Below are 19,107 nucleotides of genomic sequence, written 5' to 3'. Positions count from 1 at the left end.
TAGTTATATTAAATAACGTTTAATTTTTTTCCAACTGTTACAAAAGCTTCAATTGCTTTTTTGATTTGTTCTTTAGAATGTGCAGCAGACAATTGGACTCTAATTCTTGCTTTTCCTTTGGGTACAACAGGGAAGAAGAAACCAATAACGTAAATACCTTCATCTAGCAAGAGTTTTGCAAATTCTTGAGCAATTTTAGCGTCATAAAGCATTATTGGTACAATTGGGTGTGTACCTTCTACAATGTTAAAACCAGCCGTTGTCATTTCAGATCTAAAATACATGGTGTTCTGCTCTAGTGTATCTCGTAAATCTGTAGATTTTGTTATTTTATCTAATACCTTTAGTGTAGCACCAACAATTGCAGGAGCCAACGTGTTTGAAAATAAATAAGGTCGAGAGTTTTGTCTTAAAATAGCAACTATTTCTTTTCTTGCTGCTGTAAAACCACCAGATGCACCACCTAAAGCTTTACCATAAGTTCCGGTAATAATATCTACTCTATCCATTACATTGTGGTATTCATGTACACCTCTTCCGGTTGCACCAATAAAACCAGTAGAATGGCATTCATCAATCATTACTAAAGCATCATATTTGTCTGCTAAATCACAAATTTTATCTAATTGAGCTATGGTTCCATCCATAGAAAATGAACCATCTGTAACAATTAATCTACGTCTAGATGAGCTAGCTTGTTTTAATTGTTCTTCTAGATCTGCCATGTTGTTATGAGAATATCTAAATCTTTTTGCTTTACAAAGACGAATACCATCAATAATAGAGGCGTGGTTTAAGGCGTCAGAAATAACAGCGTCTTCAGCAGAAAGTAAAGGTTCAAATAACCCTCCATTTGCATCAAAAGCAGCAGCATATAAAATACAGTCTTCCATTCCTAAAAAAGCGGCAGTTTTTTCTTCCAATTCTTTATGAATATCTTGTGTTCCACAAATAAATCGAACAGAAGAAAGACCAAAACCATGTGTTTTTATAGCATTGATTCCTGCTTCTAGTACGTCTGGGTGTGATGCTAATCCTAAATAATTATTGGCACAAAAATTAAGAACATTGTCTTGGTTAACTGTGCTAATATTTGCTCCTTGTTTAGAAGTCAATATACGTTCGCTTTTAAAAAGACCATTAGATTTTATGGTTTCTAATTCTTTTTTTAAATCGTTTTTTATAGTGCCGTACATGGTATTATGAATTTATAAGGTTATTATTATATTTAAGTTCTAAGTTTTTTAACATCACTTTTGTTAAAGACTTGATATTAAATTTTGGTTTCCATTGCCAATCTTTTCTTGCATCCAGATCATCTATACTCATTGGCCAAGAATTTGCTATTTCTTGTCTAAAATCTGGTGAATAAGTTACTTTAAAATCAGTATATTTTTCTTTAATACAAGTTTCTAGTTGATTTGGGTTAAAGCTTAAACCAGAAATGTTATACGACGTTCTTACTGTTATTTTATCTTTTGGAGCTTCCATTAATTCTAAGGTGGCTCTTATAGCATCATCCATATAAATCATTGGCAACGTAGTGTCTGCATTTAAAAAACACTCATAATTCTCATTATTAACAGCCTTATGAAAAATATCTACTGCATAATCAGTTGTACCTCCACCTGGTAAAGATTGATAACCAATAACACCAGGATATCTTAATGATCGTACATCTAATCCATATTTATCAAAATAGTATTTTCCCCAATTTTCTCCTGCAGCTTTACTAATTCCGTATACCGTAGAAGGTGTTAAATTGGAAGATTGAGGAGTATTTAAACGTTCTATATTATTCCCAAAAACGGCAATTGAGCTAGGGAAAAATACTTTACTTATTTTATGAATTCTAGATACTTCTAAAACATTAAAAAAAGTTTTCATGTTTAAGTCCCAAGTACTTAATGGATGTTTTTCTCCATTTGCAGACAAAATAGCTGCTAAATGGTATATTTGAGTAATTTTATATTTTAATACAATTGTTTCTATAGCATTAAAATCTGTAACATCTAGAGTTTCAAAGACCCCATTAAATGTTGGATTTACTCTTAGATCTGTTGCTATTATATTTTTAACCCCGTATTTTTCTTGTAATTTTTCAGCTAAAACAGTGCCTAATTGACCACTAGATCCTGTTATTAAAATAATTTCTTTATCCATTTTTAATAAAATTTTGAAAGGATAAAATTAAATATTTGATTAATTATAAAGTTAATTTCACTTGGTTTAATTTAAAAATAAGTATTTTTATCTTTATTTAATCAGTATTAAAATTTTAAATACTTTTACATAGGGCGATGTAGGCCACTAACAAGTGATTTTATCTTTATATGGAAAAAATAGACGAAACAGATTTAAATATTTTAAGAATTCTTCAAGAAGATTCTAAAAAAACAACAAAAGAAGTTGCAGAGATGCTTAATCTAACTCCTTCTCCCGTATATGAGCGTGTTAGAAGATTAGAAAAACGTGGGTATATTAAAAAGTACGTCGCACTTATAAATAAAGACCTTCTAAATATTCCTATTACAGCAATTTGTATGGTGTCATTAAGATACCACGATGAAGGCTTTATAGATAAATTTGAAAAGCAAATTAAAGGTTTAAAAGAAGTACAAGAATGTTACCATATGGCTGGTAAGGTTGACTTTTTTTTGAAAATTAACTTAGGCAGCCTTAATGAATATCATGAGTTTGTAAGACTAAAACTTTCTAAAATCGAGAATATTGGTGTCTTAGAAAGTTATTTTGTTTTAAAAGAAATAACTCGTACCACGGGTTATTGTATATAAAAATAATAGTATTATTAAGAGCTGTATTCTGTTAATTAACTATTAATAACAGTAGCGTCTTGGTCTGCTATAATATTAGAAACATTATAACCTCCAAAGTTCTTTAAATAAGACTTTATAGAAGAACCATAAGCATCAGAAAAGCCTTCAACACCATTACTTCTTAAATATTTTTTTACGTTTCCAGCACCACTTAAATGAGCGGCTGCTAAGATACCAGATTCGGTAATTTTAATACCGTTTATGGTTTTTCCTACAGAACGTCTAATGTCTTTTCTTAAAATCCATTTATTTACTTTACACAAAGCTATAAATGCTTTTTCTTGTAATTCTGGATCTTTTAAAAATGCTGTTGTATTGTAAATTTTAAATCTTCGTAAAGTTGTTCTTCCAAATTGATATTTTCCTAAATATCCTAATGTGTTTACTACGGTATAACTTCCTTGAGATTCTTTAAAAGCTAATGCTTCTTTAAAACCTACAAAGTCCTTTTGTAAATAAGGTATGTTATAGTCTACAAATTTTGGGAAAGTAACTTTGTTATGAGTACCTATTTTTTTATCAATAGAAGTTGCGTTGATAAATCCTAAAAATACGATACTTAAAAATAAAAACTTTTTGATAAACTAAATTTTCTGTTTTGCGGGTGCAAATGTATAACCAAATTTAATTATACTGATAATCAATATGTTAAATTTTATTAAAAATACATATAATGAAATGTTAAAGCTCCTTTGGTGTTGATTTCAAGAGTAGGAGCAGGTATTTTTATGAAGTTTACAACAGAAAAGACAGATTTTAAGAATTCCGAATTTGTCTTAATTTTTGTTAAATCGAGGTCTAAACTTAGATAGAATTGTCGGTAAGCATCTTGCTGTATTGGGTTTACTGCATTTGAGTTTCCATAAAGCATGCCTTCTGCTCCATAACCTAAAGCAACATTTAACCATTTAGGGAATGAACTTTTCTTGTTAAAAGACCAAATATTAGCAGAAAGCCAATAAGTTTGTCCGTTATAATCCTTTAAAGCTTGTTGTAAATAGTTTTCTCCTAGGGTATTTGGTCGTTGTTTTGCAAACTCGGTTTGATGAAAAGAGTACTTAACTGTAATTCGTTGCTCGTTCCAAAGTAATTCTTGTCCAACCAACAATCCTGTACCTGCTGCATTTGCAAGAATATCTCCGGGTGATGCACCCCATTCATCAGAAAAACCATCTAATACTTCTACGGCAGTTAAAAAAGCAAAACCAGAGGTTGCTCCGTAAATTAATTGATTTTTTCTAGAAACACCAGCCCAATCTAAAACTTCCATTCCAATTTTACCAATATAATAAGAAGTCATCATGTGGCCAACTTTATCCATTTGTTTCCAATCATTATTATCATTTTTAAAATGAAAACCAGAACGTGGATAATCCTTGTACCAAAGTTGATTTAAACCAATTAAAGCGCCTCCAGCCATTACGCTTTCAGTGAGAATAATAGCATTTCTTCTTTTTGTATTTAAAGTATCAGATTTTTTATAAAATGATGAATTTTGTGCACACAAAGAAAATGAGCATATAAATAAGAGATAAAACGAAATGTATTTTTTGCGAATCAAACCCAACGATTAAATTTGTAAATAATTATCTATTAATGCTTTGTTTGTTCATCCATTGATGATATTTAGCGGCATTTCTATTGTGCTGAGAAAGTGTTTTTGCAAAAGCATGATACCCTAATTTATCTACATTAGCACACATATAAAAGTAGTCATGTTTTTCTGCATTTAAAACGCCGTCAATAGATGAAATATCTGGCATGGAAATTAAGGTAGGTGGTAAACCTTTATTTTTATAGGTGTTGTAAGGAGAGTTTATTTCTAAATCTGCGGTCAATACCCTTTTTACCACATAATCTTGTCCTTTAAGTTCTTTAACACTATAGATAATTGTTGGATCGGCTTGCAAAGGCCAACCTTTTTTTAATCTATTTAAATACAAACCAGCAACAATTGGTCTTTCTATGTTTTTTGCAGTTTCTTTTTGAACTATTGAAGCTAAAGTGATCACTTCTTCTTTAGATAATTCTAATGCTTTCGCTTTTTGCAATCTGCTTTTATTCCAAAATCGATTGTATTCTACAAAGATTTTGTCTCTAAAGTTTTCTGCTGAAGTGGTCCAGTAAAATTGATAGCTATTAGGAACAAAAATTTGCAATACAGATTTTTCTGTCAAGTTGTTTTTAGATAAGAAATCTTTATCTTTAAATGAGTTTAATAGAGAAATTGAATCTGCTTCTAATTGTTCTGCAATTCTTCCTGCTAATTTTTCTAAAGTGTCTTGGTTATTAAAAGACAACTTTATAGGTGTTTGGTTGCCACTTCTTAAAAGGTTAACTAATTCGTTGTTAGACATTCCTTCTTTTAAAATATATCTACCTGGTTTTGGTTTCGAAAGATTTTTCTTAGCAGCTACTAAGAGAAAAGTATTGGTGTTTTTAGAAAAAGCAGAAATTTTTTCTTTCACATCACTCAAGCTATCAGAAGAGTAGATGAAAAGTTCTGTATCTTTTGTGATCGATTTTCCAAATATTTTTTGATAATATTGGTATCCTATAATTCCACTAATAAAAATAACGGTAGCAATAACTGCGTATATAAATTTTTTACCCAAAGTTTTTTTGATTTTTTTAGAATTGCAAAATTAGTCTTTTATCAACTGAAATAAAACTTCATCTTTAAATTTTCCTTCGAATAAAATCCAATCTTTCTTAATACCCACTTTTTGAAAATGATGTTTTTTAAAAAGGGAGATACTTTTAGAATTTTCTGAAGTAATATTGGCGTATAGTTGATGGATATTTAAAGAAGAGAAAGCATATTGAATTAAAACAGAGAGTGCTTCTGAGGCAAAGCCTTTTTTTTGAAAATCTGGGTGAATTAAAATACCAATTCCTGCTCTTTTATGCATCGGATTGTAATCAAACAAATCAATCATTCCTAGTTGTTTCTTCGTGGTCGTTTCTTCAATTAACAAGCGTAATTGTTTAGCCTCGTAAATATCTAAATGCGCATTTTCTAAATACTGTCTTAGAATAAATTTAGAAAAAGGAGTTTGTGTATGGCTAATTTCCCAAAAAGACTCATTGTTTTCTATTTGATATAGAAAATCTAAGTCTTCGGGTTCTAAAGCACGTAAGTTTATTTTTATACCGTTTAAAGTCATCATTTTTTCTGAAGTTCGTTTTCTTTAAGGAAAATTTAATAAGCACATAGATTATAGAATGCAAAATAAGGAAATAATAATCTTAAAGAGCCTGGAGTTGCATGAAAATAGTTTTCGTTTAACAATCATAGTATTCTTTACCAAATACTACTTTCTTTCCTGTTATTTTCTCTATTTTTAAAGCGTATGTATCAAAGAAATTACAAGCTTCATAAAAAATGGGGTAGTTGTACTTTTTAGTATCTGTTATTATTTCTAGATAAGCACCACCATTTCCTTTTGCAGGTAAAATATTTTGAATACAGAATGAATTTATTTCATCGATATCAAATAATTCTGCAATGTGATTACTAGAGAATCCTATTTTTTTATTTTTATTATCAACCCAAATAATGGTATTGTCTTTAAATTGAAGATTTATTTTTTCTGGTCTGTTTTTTATGTTCTTGTTTTTTCTATAGTCACCAGACATTTTTATATTGCCTTTGAATAATAAGAAGTCAGAAATAACCATAAGTTCTTCGTAACTTTCATTATGTAGTAATGAAGGGGATTCTCTTTTATTTTCTATGGATAAAGAAGTATAACCTCCATTAAAAAGCCAATCACTGTCATACGTATAACAAATTGACAAGTGCATTTCTTTTAAATTGAAATTTATATTTTTTTGATCTGCTCGTTCATAACCGGTATTCATTCTACTGCTTGCTAAATCTTTGTTTAAAATTTTCTTTAGCTCTAAATAACTTTCATCCGTCGCTATATTATTAAAACAATGTGTATAATAGTGCAAAACAGGAACATCAGCTCTATCATTATCAAAATAAGCACCAAAATCTTTTAAGAGGATATTTCCAATACGCACAGGAGCATTAAATTTTAGTAATTTTTGTCCGTATGGCGATTTTTCAAATAAAGTATTTTTATTTTTTTCTAATTCCTCATAGGTCGTATCCCAAAAAATGAATTGTTTGGGATTAGATTGAATTTCAAAACCTAGGTTGTAGTCGTTATTCTTAGTCGTTAAGATTTCAAAAGTAGGTACATAGTGTTTTCTCCAAATTTCTTTTTTTAAAAGGGTTTTTTTTGCAACATTTTCAAAAAAAATAGTGTCTTTAAAATTAAATTTAGTAGATAATTCCTTATAAACTTTGCTGAATCCAGTATAGGTAACAGGGATAAAGTTTTGATGGTAATCAAAAAGGAAAAGATAAGCTAGTTTATTATTTCTGATAGTAATATAGGCATATTGTAAATCTTTTAAGTGTACGGTACAAGTATGAATTCCGTTAGTATCTATACAACTAATTTGATTGTTTTCAATTTTTACATTTCCCTCATTACTTTCTTTCGGAAATATTTTAGTAGGGTCTTTTTTTGTGTTAAAAAGATTTTTAAAAATACTCATAATGGTTTTTTGTAATAGATATCAGCGTCAAAAGAATAACCTCATTTGAGATTATGAATTAAAAAGAAATACTCCCTTTAAAAACAAAAGTAGCAGGTCCTTTTAAATATACATTTGTATAAACGCCATTTTCTTCAGAAAAAGAAACTTCTAGATTTCCTCCTTCCACGGGTAAAGAAATTAAATTACTAGCTGTTTTTCCCGTTTTATGCATAGCAATAGCAACTGCTGTAACTCCGGTCCCGCAAGCTAAAGTTTCATCTTCAACACCTTTTTCATAGGTTCTTACTCTAAAAGTAGTCTCATTAATTTTCTGTGCAAAATTGACATTACTTCCAGGAGCACTATAAGAGTAACGAATTTCTTTTCCTTTTTCAAAAACTGGGAAATTATCTAAATTATCTACCAATTCTACATGATGCTGTGTACCTGTATAAGCAAAAACTGAGTTTTCTTTCACGGTAATTTCATCAACATCTATCATTTTTAAGGAAACAATTCCGTTGTCAATGGTCGCTAAATGTGGTCCATCAACAGCAATAAAACTCGTTTTAGCTTTGATAATTTCTAGAAACTTTGCAAAAGCAACAGCACATCGTCCTCCGTTTCCACAGAAAGTCTGACTTCCATCAGCATTAAAATAAATCATTCTAAAATCGAAATCGGTATCGTTTTCAATTAAGATAACTCCATCCGCTCCTACACCAAAATTTCTATTACAAAGTTTCGCTATAAGGGCAATGTTTTCTTTCGGAAAAGTTAGAGTTCTGTTATCTATCATAACAAAATCATTTCCGGTTCCTTGGTATTTATAAAAGTCTAAATTCATTAGCACAAATATAGGAATTTAAAGAATAAAAAAGCACTGTTAAAAAGCGGTTAAAGTCAGTTAAAATCAAGTTAAACAGATTTTTTGAAATTGTTATAATTGTATCTTTGAGTAATAAAAATTAAAAATCATGAAAAAATTATTAAGTTTATTAGGAATGGCAGTTTTAGGAGGCGCTATCACTTTAGGCGGATATAAAATGCTATTTAATGAAAATGTGGTTATAGAAAGAACTATTTCTCACCCCGTAAAAACGGTTACTGCAAACTATAACCCTGCATTAAGTAATGCAAATGCAATAGCAAACTCTGTAGATTTTACAGTTGCAGCAGAAAATACGGTACATGCTGTAGTGCATGTTAAAAACACATCTATAAGAACACAATCTAACCCAATAGATCTTTTCTTTGGTAATAGTAGTGGTACTAGAAAGTTTGAGCAAGTAGGAACAGGTAGTGGAGTTATTATTTCGCAAGACGGTTACATTGTGTCAAACAATCACGTTGTTGATGGAGCTTCAGATATTGAAATTACATTAAATAATAAACAGAAGTATAAAGCAACGTTAATAGGTACAGATAAAGAGAATGACATTGCTTTGTTAAAAATTGATGTAGATTTTGATTTGCCTTACATTCCATTTGCTAATTCAGACAATATAAAAATTGGAGAATGGGTTTTGGCAGTTGGTAATCCTTATAACTTAACTTCTACAGTAACTGCAGGTATTGTGAGTGCAAAAGGTAGAGATTTAGAAGGGACTACTTCTACAGATTCATTTATTCAAACAGATGCTGCTGTAAACCCTGGTAATAGTGGAGGAGCATTGGTGAATACACGTGGTGAGTTGGTAGGAATTAATACAGCAATTACGTCTAAAACAGGTTCTTTTATTGGGTACTCTTTTGCAGTACCATCTAATATTGCTAAAAAAATAATTGATGATTTATTAGAGTTTGGTACAGTACAAGAAGCTATTTTAGGAATCAATATAAACCAAGAAGATGGAGATATAGAAGGCGTGTTGATTGGCGGAGTTAGTGATGATGGAGGTGCCCAAAAAGGAGGCTTAAAAGCTGGTGATGTGATCAAAAAGGTAAATGATGTAAAAATTTCTAAATTTTCTGAGTTAAGAGGTCAACTAACAGCAAAAAGACCAGGCGATTTAGTAAATATTACGATTGATAGAGATGGAGAAGAGATTACTAAGAGTATAACATTAAGTAAAAAAGATGCTTATGTTTCTAGAAAGTTAGGGGTTGTTTTAAAGGATGTCTCTAAAAAAGAAATTAAGAAGTTTGATATTTCTGGAGGAGCTAGAATAATAACCAATCAAAATAAAAATCTTAATTATTATGGTGTAAAGGAAGGCTATATTATTACCAAAATTAATAAAAAACCAGTTTTAAATGCAAGTGATGCGGTAAAAGAAATAGATGCATCTTTTGGAGCTGGACATCCAATTTATATAGAGGTTATTAATCTAGATGGAGAAAGAGAGCGTTATGCCTTTAGATAAGATCTATAACTACCATATTAAAAATCCTGATAATTTTATCAGGATTTTTTTATTTACGAAAACTTTACGAAATCGATTTCGTGTTTAAGAAAAAAGAAATACTTTTGCCTGAAATTTATTTTAATTTTCAATATGTCAATAATTTTAGATTACGAAAAAGAGGTAATTACACAAGCTCAAAATAGAAGAGCAACAGTAGAATTTATCACTATTGTAAATGACTTATGGTATGATAAATCTATTGAACTTGTATTATTTAGAAACACTTTAATAGACAAAAGAGCAAGTGAAGTTTTAAATTTAATAAACTATGCTAAAGAATTTGTAAACAAACCAATTTCTATACAAGATGCCTTAGATATTGCAAAAGCAATTCAGCAAATAGACTTACCATCTTCTAAATTAGATATTGGTAAACTTGCTTACGAGTGTTATTTAAGTCCTATAAAAGGAGCCGACAAAGTGTCTTTTGTAAGGAACAAATTAAAAGGCGCTACAGAATCAGAGAACATTCAGCCTAAAGATGTTGTTTTGTATGGTTTTGGTAGAATCGGACGCTTATTAGCAAGAGAGCTCATGTCTAAAATGGGGAAAGGCTCACAATTAAGATTAAGAGCTATTGTTACTCGTGGCGAAATAAATAGAGAAGTTTTAGAAAAAAGAGCTTCTTTATTAAGTATAGATTCTGTGCACGGAGATTTTTTAGGAACTGTAGAAATAGATGTAGAACACAACGCTTTAATTATAAACGGCACAACAGTTCATTTAATATCTGCAAATAATCCAGAAGAAATCGATTATACCAAATACGGAATTAAAGACGCATTAATTATAGATAATACTGGTGCTTTTAGAGATGATGTTGCTTTAGCAAGACATTTAAAAGCAAAGGGAGCAAGCAAGGTTTTGTTAACAGCTCCAGGAAAAGGGATTCCTAATATTGTACATGGTGTAAATCACAAAAAATACAATCCGGATGTGGTAGATATTTTTTCTGCAGCGTCTTGTACAACCAATGCAATTACACCAATTTTAAAAGTTTTAGAAGACAATTTCGGAATTAAAAAAGGGCATTTAGAAACAATTCATGCATACACAAACGACCAAAATTTGGTAGACAATATGCATAGTAAAAATAGAAGAGGAAGAGCTGCCGCTTTAAACATGGTTATTACAGAAACTGGTGCAGGTGCTGCAGTTGCAAAGGCAATTCCTGCGTTGGCAAGTAAATTAACATCTAATGCAATTAGAGTTCCAGTTCCTAATGGATCTTTGGCAATTCTTAATTTGCACTTAAATACAATGGTTTCTACAGAACGTGTAAACTCAATTATAAAAAAATATGCCTTAGAAGGCGATTTGGTAGAACAAATTAAATATTCATTAGACAATGAGTTGGTGTCTTCAGATATTCTAGGGTCTACAGCACCTTCAATTTTTGATAGTAAATCTACAATTACAGACAAGGAAACTATTGTAATTTATATTTGGTACGACAATGAGTATGGATATTCACATCAAGTAATGCGACTAGCAAAACACATTGCCAAAGTAAGAAGGTATACCTATTATTAAAAGTCTCTTAGTGCAAGTTCATTCAATTAAAATTGAATGTAAAAACCCGAAATATTATTGTTTCGGGTTTTAATTTTTTAGAAGCAATTTCCTGCTTTCCATTATATCTTTTTTTGAAAAAACAAAAAAAGGATGCCATTTCAATCAGGGCTAAACTTGTTTGGCTGCTTCTGTAATTATTTTAGAGGATATTTTCTAATTACTTAAGTTTCTAGCTGTAATAAAATTTAACTTTACTTATTTTAGAAAATCAAAATAAAAAAATCAATCAAAACAGTCTTATTTATTCTTCCTCAAAGAAATCAATAACAGCTTCAAACTCTTCATTTAAAAACTCTTCTTTACTCATAAAATATTCAGAGGTCGTCATTTGGTAGCCTGTTTCATTTTTTTCTAGATACCAAATAATATCATTAGCTTCCACAAAAGCTTCTTCTGCATTTAACTGATCAGCAAATAATCGTTTAATTACGTTATGGCTATCTAAGTTTTGAGCAAAACATTTCAATGTTATTTCTTTTGTAATGTTTGTTTCAGCGTTTCTAGCTGGAGTAATTTCAAAATCTACAACAGTTGCTTTTGTATTTGGAAATTTTCCATTAAAAGCTTTGTATAAAAGTTGGTTTATAATAAAGAGTGTTTTGTGTAATTCAATTTTTGGGTATTCCTCAGAAATCTTATCCACCAACATTTCATAAGAAAGAGAATCTATTTGTCCTTCATTTAAAACATCAGACAGTTTATAGTCTAAAACAATAGCAGCTGCTTCATTAGGTTCTTTATCCGAAATTGCCATAAAAAGTAATTCTCTTAATTCCTTTATTTCATTTACATCATTATTGGCAAAATCAAAACGTACCAAAAGTTCTTTGTAATCTTCAATACTCCAAGAATTTTCCAAGTCATCTACTGTAGAAATTTTGTTTATTTTAATAGCGTACTTCATTTTTTACTTCATTTTTGAATGTCCATGTAAATTACATATTATTCAAATTAATAACAAGTTATTTAGTAGTATTATTGTTTTTTTAACAGAAAGCAGTTGTCTTTTTTTAGTTATAAATAGCTCATTATTTTATACTGTTTTTTTGATTAAACAAACTTTTGTAGCCAATCCTCTTTTTACTATTTTTACACACCTTAATAATCCATTTTTATATGAAATCTCATCAAAATTTACCCTATTTTCAAATACCAGAACCTTCACCAGAATTTACTGCCGGTTCAACAACTAGTAGAATGATAGATGGTTTGGGGTTCAGATATTATTGGGCAACAGATGGTTTAGTAGAAAAAGATTTAACTTTTAAGCCAAATGTAGAAGCAAGAACAACAGAAGAAACGGTAGATCATATTTATAATTTATCAATAAGAATTTTATATGCTACTTTAAAAAAGGTAAATGGAGGTGAGCAACCTGAGCTTACTTTTGTAGAAAAAAGGAAAAAAACACTAGAAAATTTATTGCAAGCAAGTACAATTCTTAGGGAAAGTAAAGATGTTTCTGATTATAAAATTTTATTTCCAGATAAAGAGTTTTCTTTTTGGTGTGTAATAAATGGACCAATTGCAGATGCAATTTGGCATGTTGGACAAATAGTTTCGTTTAGGCGTTCTACTGGAAACCCTTTTTCAAACAGGGTAAGTGTATTAACAGGAAAACAACAAGATTAATTTTTTATTTAAGAATGACAAATCAACAAAAAATAGTAGCACTTCGTGATGAATTAAATACACATAATTACAATTATTATGGGTTAGATAACGCATCAATTTCAGATTACGAGTTCGATATAAAATTAAAAGAGTTAGAAAAGTTAGAAGCGGAAAACCCTGAGTTTTTTGATCCAAATTCTCCAACGCAAAGAGTAGGAGGTACGGTAACAAAAAACTTTAATACGGTTATTCATAAAAATAGAATGTATTCTTTAAGCAACTCCTACTCTAAAGAAGATTTATTAGATTGGGAAGAAAGAGTGCAAAAAGTTTTGGGTACAACAGAGGTAGAGTATACCTGTGAACTAAAATTCGACGGAGCTTCCATCAATTTAACGTATGAAAATGGTCAGTTTGTTAAAGCGGTAACGCGTGGCGATGGTTTTCAGGGAGATGAAGTAACACCGAATATAAAAACAATTCGTTCTATTCCTTTAAGTATCAAAGAAGATTTCGTTTCCAATTTTGAAATGCGAGGAGAAATCATTTTGCCTATTGAAGGTTTTAATAAAATGAATGAAGAACGTGTAGAAAACGGAGAAGAAGAATATAGAAATCCAAGAAATACCGCAAGCGGAAGCTTAAAATTACAAGACAGTACAGAAGTTGCAAGAAGACCTTTAGATTGTTTATTGTATCAAGTAGTAACGGAAGAGCGTAAATATAAAACTCATTTTGAGAGTTTAGAAAACGCTAGAAAAGTAGGTTTTAAAGTTCCAGAAACGATCACTTTGGTAAAATCGATTGATGAAGTTTTCGATTTCATCACAAATTGGGATACAAAACGACACAGTTTACCTTACGAAACTGACGGAATTGTTGTTAAAGTAAATAATTTATATCAACAAGAAGAATTAGGGTACACAGCAAAAGCACCAAGATGGGCAATTGCGTATAAGTTTAAAGCCGAACAAGTTTCAACAGTTTTAAAAGAAATTACGTATCAGGTTGGTAGAACGGGAGCAATAACTCCGGTCGCAAATTTAGAACCTGTGCAATTAGCTGGTACAACAGTAAAAAGAGCTTCATTACACAATGCCGATCAAATTTCAAAATTAGATATTAGAGTCGGAGATACTGTTTTTGTGGAAAAAGGAGGAGAAATTATTCCTAAGATTATTGCGGTAGATTTTACAAAACGACCACATGATTCAGAACATACAATTTACGCAACTAATTGTCCCGTATGTAACACGGAATTGATAAGAACAGAAGGAGATGCAAAGCATTATTGTCCAAACGAGTTTGGATGTGCGCCTCAAATTACAGGAAGAATTCAGCATTTTATTTCTAGAAAAGCCATGGATATTGATGGTTTAGGAGGGGAAACGGTAGATTTATTACGCAAGGAAGGACTTGTTAAAAGTTATGCGGATTTATATGATTTAACGGTAGATCAAGTGATTCCGTTAGAAAGAATGGCAGAAAAATCTGCTCAAAATATGATTGACGGAATTATTAAATCAAAAGAAATTCCATTCGAAAAAGTATTATTTGCACTCGGAATTCGTTTTGTAGGTGAAACGGTAGCTAAAAAATTAGCAAAACATTTTAAATCGATAGATAATTTAATGTCTGCAGATTTAGAAACTTTAATAAGCGTAGACGAAATAGGAGAGAGAATAGCACAAAGCATTATTGAATTTTCTACAAACCAAGAAAATATCGATTTAATAAATCGATTAAAGTTATCCGGAGTTCAATTAGAAGTCTCTGCCGAAAGTTTAGAAAATCAAACAGATAAACTAGCAGGACAAATATTTGTAGTGTCTGGCGTTTTTTATCAAATGAGTAGAAATGAATTAAAGAAAGCAATTGAAGACAATGGCGGAAAAGTAAGTTCATCAATTTCTAAAAAAACAAATTTTATTGTTGCTGGCGATAATATGGGGCCATCAAAATTAACAAAAGCAGAGAGTTTAGGAATTGCAATAATTTCGGAACAAGATTTTATAGATAAAATTAGTTAAAAGATAACTTTGGACTCTAATTTGCAGTAAATAATAGAAATAGTTGACTTTCATTTTCAACTGATGCTGTCTTGTAATATGATAATAAAATTGAAAAAACTTCTTTACATATATATACTACTAATTTCGGCAGTCTCTTTTTCTCAAATTCAAGAAACAGATTCCTTGCCTATTAATGACGACGATTATGTTTTTGTAAAACCAGGAGATACATTAGTTGTAAATCTTAATGAGTTTTCATTATTACCAAAACACAAATTCAGTTCAAGAGAAGATGTTCGTTATTATCTATGGTTTCGTAGAAAAGTATTTAGAGCCTATCCTTATGCTCAACTTGCCTCAGAAAGGTTAGATTCTTTAAATGTAAGATTAGAAAAAATCGAATCTAAAAGGAAAAGAAGACAGTATACAAAAATCATTCAAAAATACATAGAAGGCGAGTTTACAGATCAAATTAAAAAGATGACTACCACAGAAGGTCGAATCCTTATCAAGTTAATCCATCGTCAAACAGGTGAAACTGCATTCGATAATATCAAGGAATTAAGAAGCGGCTGGAAAGCCTTTTGGTATAATACAACCGCTAATGTTTTTAAACTTTCATTAAAAACAGAGTACCATCCAGAAACAGAAAATGAAGATTTTCTAATAGAGGATGTCTTGCAACGTGCATTTCAAGAGGGTAAGCTTAAGCCTCAACCGTCAAAACTTAATTTCGATTTCACGAAAATAATTATAGAAAGAAAATCAGAAATTAATGTAGAAGAATACAAACTGTTTTTTGCTAAAATGCGTAAAAAAGGAAAAATTAGAACTTCTAAGAATTAATATTTCCTTTTGGGTGTTCCCTTTTTTTTAATGAATACTATATACGAGTTATTTTTATTTCATTAATACGTATCAATTTAATTCACTATTTAGAAAAAAAGTCAGGCTTTGCACTATATCTTTTTGTATGCTTATTTCTGCTATCGCATCAATAAACATATAAAAAGGATGCCGTTTCAATCCCTAACACAATTAATTTGCAGAATGAAGTTCCTTTTGAGGGGTTCCTCTTTATATAAGTACTGGCTTAAAACGCAAGAAACATTATAGATTACTTTTGCAATATTTAAGCAGCACTATTACCAAGACCTCACAGGTTTTTAAAGACTGTGAGGTCTATTAGTTTTAATGAACTGACAATAAGTGTTTTCTTTTTAGGAGCTGTTAGTTTTCATATAGGTTATATAATAGTTTCATCAAATTCATCTTATTCGATACTATTTACCCAAACAAAATACCATAAACTACGTTCCTATGTATTAAAAAAACTTGCTTAATCGTTTTTTTAGAGTAGTAAGATGATAATGATCCTTTTTTTACCATTTGTAAAGCACCCAATTTGTCGAATTCATCCTATTTATAAATATGCACCTATATATAAGAACCCATATTATTCAGGTTTTCTGAATTACTTTGTGGGAATTCTCATTTCAAATATCTCCAGAGTTGTCAACCCAAGTACTTTTTTACAAAAAGAATCATACCAAGAACTATTCTTGCGCCAGAATTGACGTAATTCTTAACTAACTGAACACATTTCAACCAAACTATTTCATAGAACACCTCACATTTCAATAAATCTTAAACAATAAAAAGGTCTATTTTTACTAAAATAATCTTCCAACGATCTTGTGCTTTCTGTGTTAAAAACAAGCATGCACTTCCAAAACCACCCCAAAACCTAAAACCTTCAAAATACCCTCAAAAAAACTTTCTTCATAAACAGTTAAAAACAAGTGTCTTAAAACGCATTGTAAAATTAAATTAAAATAAAGGTAAAAAAATAGTTGTTAGATTAAAAATGAGTTGTAAGTTTGCACCCGCTAACAGTAATATTACACAGTTAGCAACGTTCATTGAGGAGTTGTAAGTAAGGTGATTATTAGTATTTTAATTAGATAAAATGTCAAAATTTTATTAAAAATAAAATAACAATTTCCTTAGGTTTATAATTAAAAAGAGTTGTATGTTTGCAGTCCGAAATTTTCGGCAAAAACGTTCAAGAGTTTTTTAGTTTTAGAGTAAATAAAAAAATTAAAAAAAAATTTTAATTTTTTATTGTCAGATTAGAAATAGTTTGTATGTTTGCAGCCGCTAAGAAATACAGCGAAGACGATCAGAGAAAATTTGGAATGACTCTTAAAAGAATCAGTTAGTTCGAGTCTAACATTTCTACAAAGTTTTATTTAGGGAGTAGCTTTTAAGTTACTGTTTAAGATTAAAACAAAGTTCATTGAAAATATTGAAATTGACAGCGTAATTAAAGAGTAGAATAACCATGTTTAGATTTATTTAAACAAATTCTTTTGAAACTTATTCATTAAAATATTTAAAATATACAATGAAGAGTTTGATCCTGGCTCAGGATGAACGCTAGCGGCAGGCTTAACACATGCAAGTCGAGGGGTAACATTGTGCTTGCACAGATGACGACCGGCGCACGGGTGCGTAACGCGTATAGAACCTACCTTTTACTGGAGAATAGCCTTTAGAAATGAAGATTAATGCTCCATAGTATTGAGTTTTGGCATCAAGACTTAATTAAAGATTTATTGGTAAAAGATGGCTATGCGTCCTATTAGTTAGATGGTAAGGTAACGGCTTACCATGACTTTGATAGGTAGGGGTCCTGAGAGGGAGATCCCCCACACTGGTACTGAGACACGGACCAGACTCCTACGGGAGGCAGCAGTGAGGAATATTGGGCAATGGAGGCAACTCTGACCCAGCCATGCCGCGTGAAGGATGACTGCCCTATGGGTTGTAAACTTCTTTTATACAGGAAGAAACACTGGTATGTATACCAGCTTGACGGTACTGTAAGAATAAGGACCGGCTAACTCCGTGCCAGCAGCCGCGGTAATACGGAGGGTCCGAGCGTTATCCGGAATCATTGGGTTTAAAGGGTCCGCAGGCGGTCGATTAAGTCAGAGGTGAAATCCCATAGCTCAACTATGGAACTGCCTTTGATACTGGTTGACTTGAGTCATATGGAAGTAGATAGAATGTGTAGTGTAGCGGTGAAATGCATAGATATTACACAGAATACCGATTGCGAAGGCAGTCTACTACGTATGTACTGACGCTGAGGGACGAAAGCGTGGGGAGCGAACAGGATTAGATACCCTGGTAGTCCACGCCGTAAACGATGGATACTAGTTGTTGGGCATTAGCTCAGTGACTAAGCGAAAGTGATAAGTATCCCACCTGGGGAGTACGGTCGCAAGACTGAAACTCAAAGGAATTGACGGGGGCCCGCACAAGCGGTGGAGCATGTGGTTTAATTCGATGATACGCGAGGAACCTTACCAGGGCTTAAATGTAGTCTGACAGCTTTAGAGATAGAGTTTTCTTCGGACAGATTACAAGGTGCTGCATGGTTGTCGTCAGCTCGTGCCGTGAGGTGTCAGGTTAAGTCCTATAACGAGCGCAACCCCTGTCGTTAGTTGCCATCAAGTAAAGTTGGGGACTCTAACGAGACTGCCTACGCAAGTAGTGAGGAAGGTGGGGATGACGTCAAATCATCACGGCCCTTACGTCCTGGGCCACACACGTGCTACAATGGTATGGACAATGAGCAGCCATCTGGCAACAGAGAGCGAATCTATAAACCATATCACAGTTCGGATCGGAGTCTGCAACTCGACTCCGTGAAGCTGGAATCGCTAGTAATCGGATATCAGCCATGATCCGGTGAATACGTTCCCGGGCCTTGTACACACCGCCCGTCAAGCCATGGAAGCTGGGAGTGCCTGAAGTCGGTCACCGCAAGGAGCCGCCTAGGGTAAAACTGGTAACTAGGGCTAAGTCGTAACAAGGTAGCCGTACCGGAAGGTGCGGCTGGAACACCTCCTTTCTAGAGAAAGATGGTGAGTTACAAAAAAAAGGTCATTTTTACTCTTTGCTGTTAATTTTATAATATAAGTATTTTAAGCTATTATAGTCTCGTAGCTCAGCTGGTTAGAGCGCTACACTGATAATGTAGAGGTCGGCAGTTCGAGTCTGCCCGGGACTACAAAAAGCTAAAGTACTAAGGAA

15 protein-coding genes, 1 tRNA gene and 1 rRNA gene are annotated in these 19,107 nt (G+C 31.7%); 8 read left to right on the top strand and 9 right to left on the bottom strand.

Going from position 1 to position 19,107, the window contains the following annotated elements; translation table 11 throughout:
* Positions 1–8: 8 nt before the first annotated feature.
* Positions 9–1,196: a glycine C-acetyltransferase gene (gene kbl, locus H0I29_RS18075; RefSeq protein WP_218753884.1), complete on the bottom strand. Its 1,188-nt coding sequence runs from the start codon at positions 1,194–1,196 to the stop codon at positions 9–11.
* A 4-nt stretch (positions 1,197–1,200) separates the two neighbouring features.
* Positions 1,201–2,163, bottom strand: coding sequence for an NAD-dependent epimerase/dehydratase family protein (locus H0I29_RS18070; RefSeq protein WP_218753882.1), 963 nt, complete (start codon positions 2,161–2,163; stop codon positions 1,201–1,203).
* A gap of 170 nt (positions 2,164–2,333) precedes the next feature.
* Here H0I29_RS18070 and H0I29_RS18065 point away from each other — a divergent pair, with 170 nt between their 5' ends.
* The gene (locus H0I29_RS18065; protein WP_218730897.1) at positions 2,334–2,795 is read left to right on the top strand and encodes an Lrp/AsnC family transcriptional regulator; all 462 of its coding nucleotides are present in this window, start codon (positions 2,334–2,336) and stop codon (positions 2,793–2,795) included.
* 35 nt (positions 2,796–2,830) lie between these two features.
* Here H0I29_RS18065 and H0I29_RS18060 read toward each other — a convergent pair whose 3' ends face one another.
* The 6 genes from H0I29_RS18060 to dapF form a co-directional block, all read right to left on the bottom strand.
* Positions 2,831–3,361 carry a peptidoglycan-binding protein LysM gene (locus H0I29_RS18060; protein WP_254712756.1) on the bottom strand — a complete coding sequence of 177 codons (531 nt, stop codon included), beginning with the start codon at positions 3,359–3,361 and terminating at the stop codon, positions 2,831–2,833.
* 134 nt (positions 3,362–3,495) lie between these two features.
* Positions 3,496–4,344 (bottom strand): DUF2279 domain-containing protein, encoded by an 849-nt coding sequence (locus tag H0I29_RS18055; protein WP_254712666.1) that lies wholly within the window; start codon positions 4,342–4,344, stop codon positions 3,496–3,498.
* Positions 4,345–4,423: 79 nt separating this feature from the next.
* Positions 4,424–5,452, bottom strand: coding sequence for an endolytic transglycosylase MltG (mltG, locus tag H0I29_RS18050; RefSeq protein ID WP_218753880.1), 1,029 nt, complete (start codon positions 5,450–5,452; stop codon positions 4,424–4,426).
* Between the two features lie 30 nt (positions 5,453–5,482).
* Positions 5,483–6,007, bottom strand: coding sequence for a GNAT family N-acetyltransferase (locus H0I29_RS18045; RefSeq protein WP_218753878.1), 525 nt, complete (start codon positions 6,005–6,007; stop codon positions 5,483–5,485).
* A gap of 115 nt (positions 6,008–6,122) precedes the next feature.
* Positions 6,123–7,412, bottom strand: a complete 1,290-nt coding sequence (locus H0I29_RS18040) for a hypothetical protein (protein ID WP_218753876.1) — start codon at positions 7,410–7,412, stop codon at positions 6,123–6,125.
* A gap of 58 nt (positions 7,413–7,470) precedes the next feature.
* Positions 7,471–8,241 carry a diaminopimelate epimerase gene (gene dapF, locus H0I29_RS18035; protein WP_218753874.1) on the bottom strand — a complete coding sequence of 257 codons (771 nt, stop codon included), beginning with the start codon at positions 8,239–8,241 and terminating at the stop codon, positions 7,471–7,473.
* Positions 8,242–8,371: 130 nt separating this feature from the next.
* Here dapF and H0I29_RS18030 point away from each other — a divergent pair, with 130 nt between their 5' ends.
* On the top strand, positions 8,372–9,760 hold the full coding sequence (locus H0I29_RS18030) for a trypsin-like peptidase domain-containing protein (protein WP_218753872.1): 1,389 nt from the start codon (positions 8,372–8,374) through the stop codon (positions 9,758–9,760).
* A gap of 132 nt (positions 9,761–9,892) precedes the next feature.
* Complete coding sequence (locus tag H0I29_RS18025) at positions 9,893–11,335, top strand: glyceraldehyde-3-phosphate dehydrogenase (protein ID WP_218753871.1); 1,443 nt, start codon at positions 9,893–9,895, stop codon at positions 11,333–11,335.
* Between the two features lie 283 nt (positions 11,336–11,618).
* Here the strand turns inward: H0I29_RS18025 and H0I29_RS18020 are convergent, their stop codons facing one another.
* Entirely contained in the window at positions 11,619–12,281 is a 663-nt protein-coding gene (locus H0I29_RS18020) for a hypothetical protein (protein ID WP_218753869.1), read from the bottom strand.
* A gap of 212 nt (positions 12,282–12,493) precedes the next feature.
* On the opposite strand from H0I29_RS18020, the gene H0I29_RS18015 reads away from it, so the two are divergent.
* From H0I29_RS18015 to H0I29_RS17995, 5 genes are all read left to right on the top strand, one after another.
* Positions 12,494–13,009, top strand: a complete 516-nt coding sequence (locus H0I29_RS18015; RefSeq protein ID WP_218730888.1) for a hypothetical protein — start codon at positions 12,494–12,496, stop codon at positions 13,007–13,009.
* A 14-nt stretch (positions 13,010–13,023) separates the two neighbouring features.
* Entirely contained in the window at positions 13,024–15,021 is a 1,998-nt protein-coding gene (ligA, locus tag H0I29_RS18010) for an NAD-dependent DNA ligase LigA (protein WP_218753867.1), read from the top strand.
* A gap of 90 nt (positions 15,022–15,111) precedes the next feature.
* Positions 15,112–15,849 carry a DUF4294 domain-containing protein gene (locus H0I29_RS18005; RefSeq protein WP_254712665.1) on the top strand — a complete coding sequence of 246 codons (738 nt, stop codon included), beginning with the start codon at positions 15,112–15,114 and terminating at the stop codon, positions 15,847–15,849.
* A gap of 1,558 nt (positions 15,850–17,407) precedes the next feature.
* Positions 17,408–18,925 (top strand): 16S ribosomal RNA (locus H0I29_RS18000).
* Positions 18,926–19,010: 85 nt separating this feature from the next.
* Positions 19,011–19,084: transfer RNA gene (locus H0I29_RS17995), tRNA-Ile, on the top strand.
* The last annotated feature ends 23 nt before the right edge of the window (positions 19,085–19,107 follow it).

This window comes from Polaribacter sp. R2A056_3_33 (assembly GCF_019278485.1).
GTDB lineage: Bacteria > Bacteroidota > Bacteroidia > Flavobacteriales > Flavobacteriaceae > Polaribacter.
Note: the sequence above shows the minus strand (reverse complement) of the source record. Positions and strands in the feature narration are given on the sequence as shown.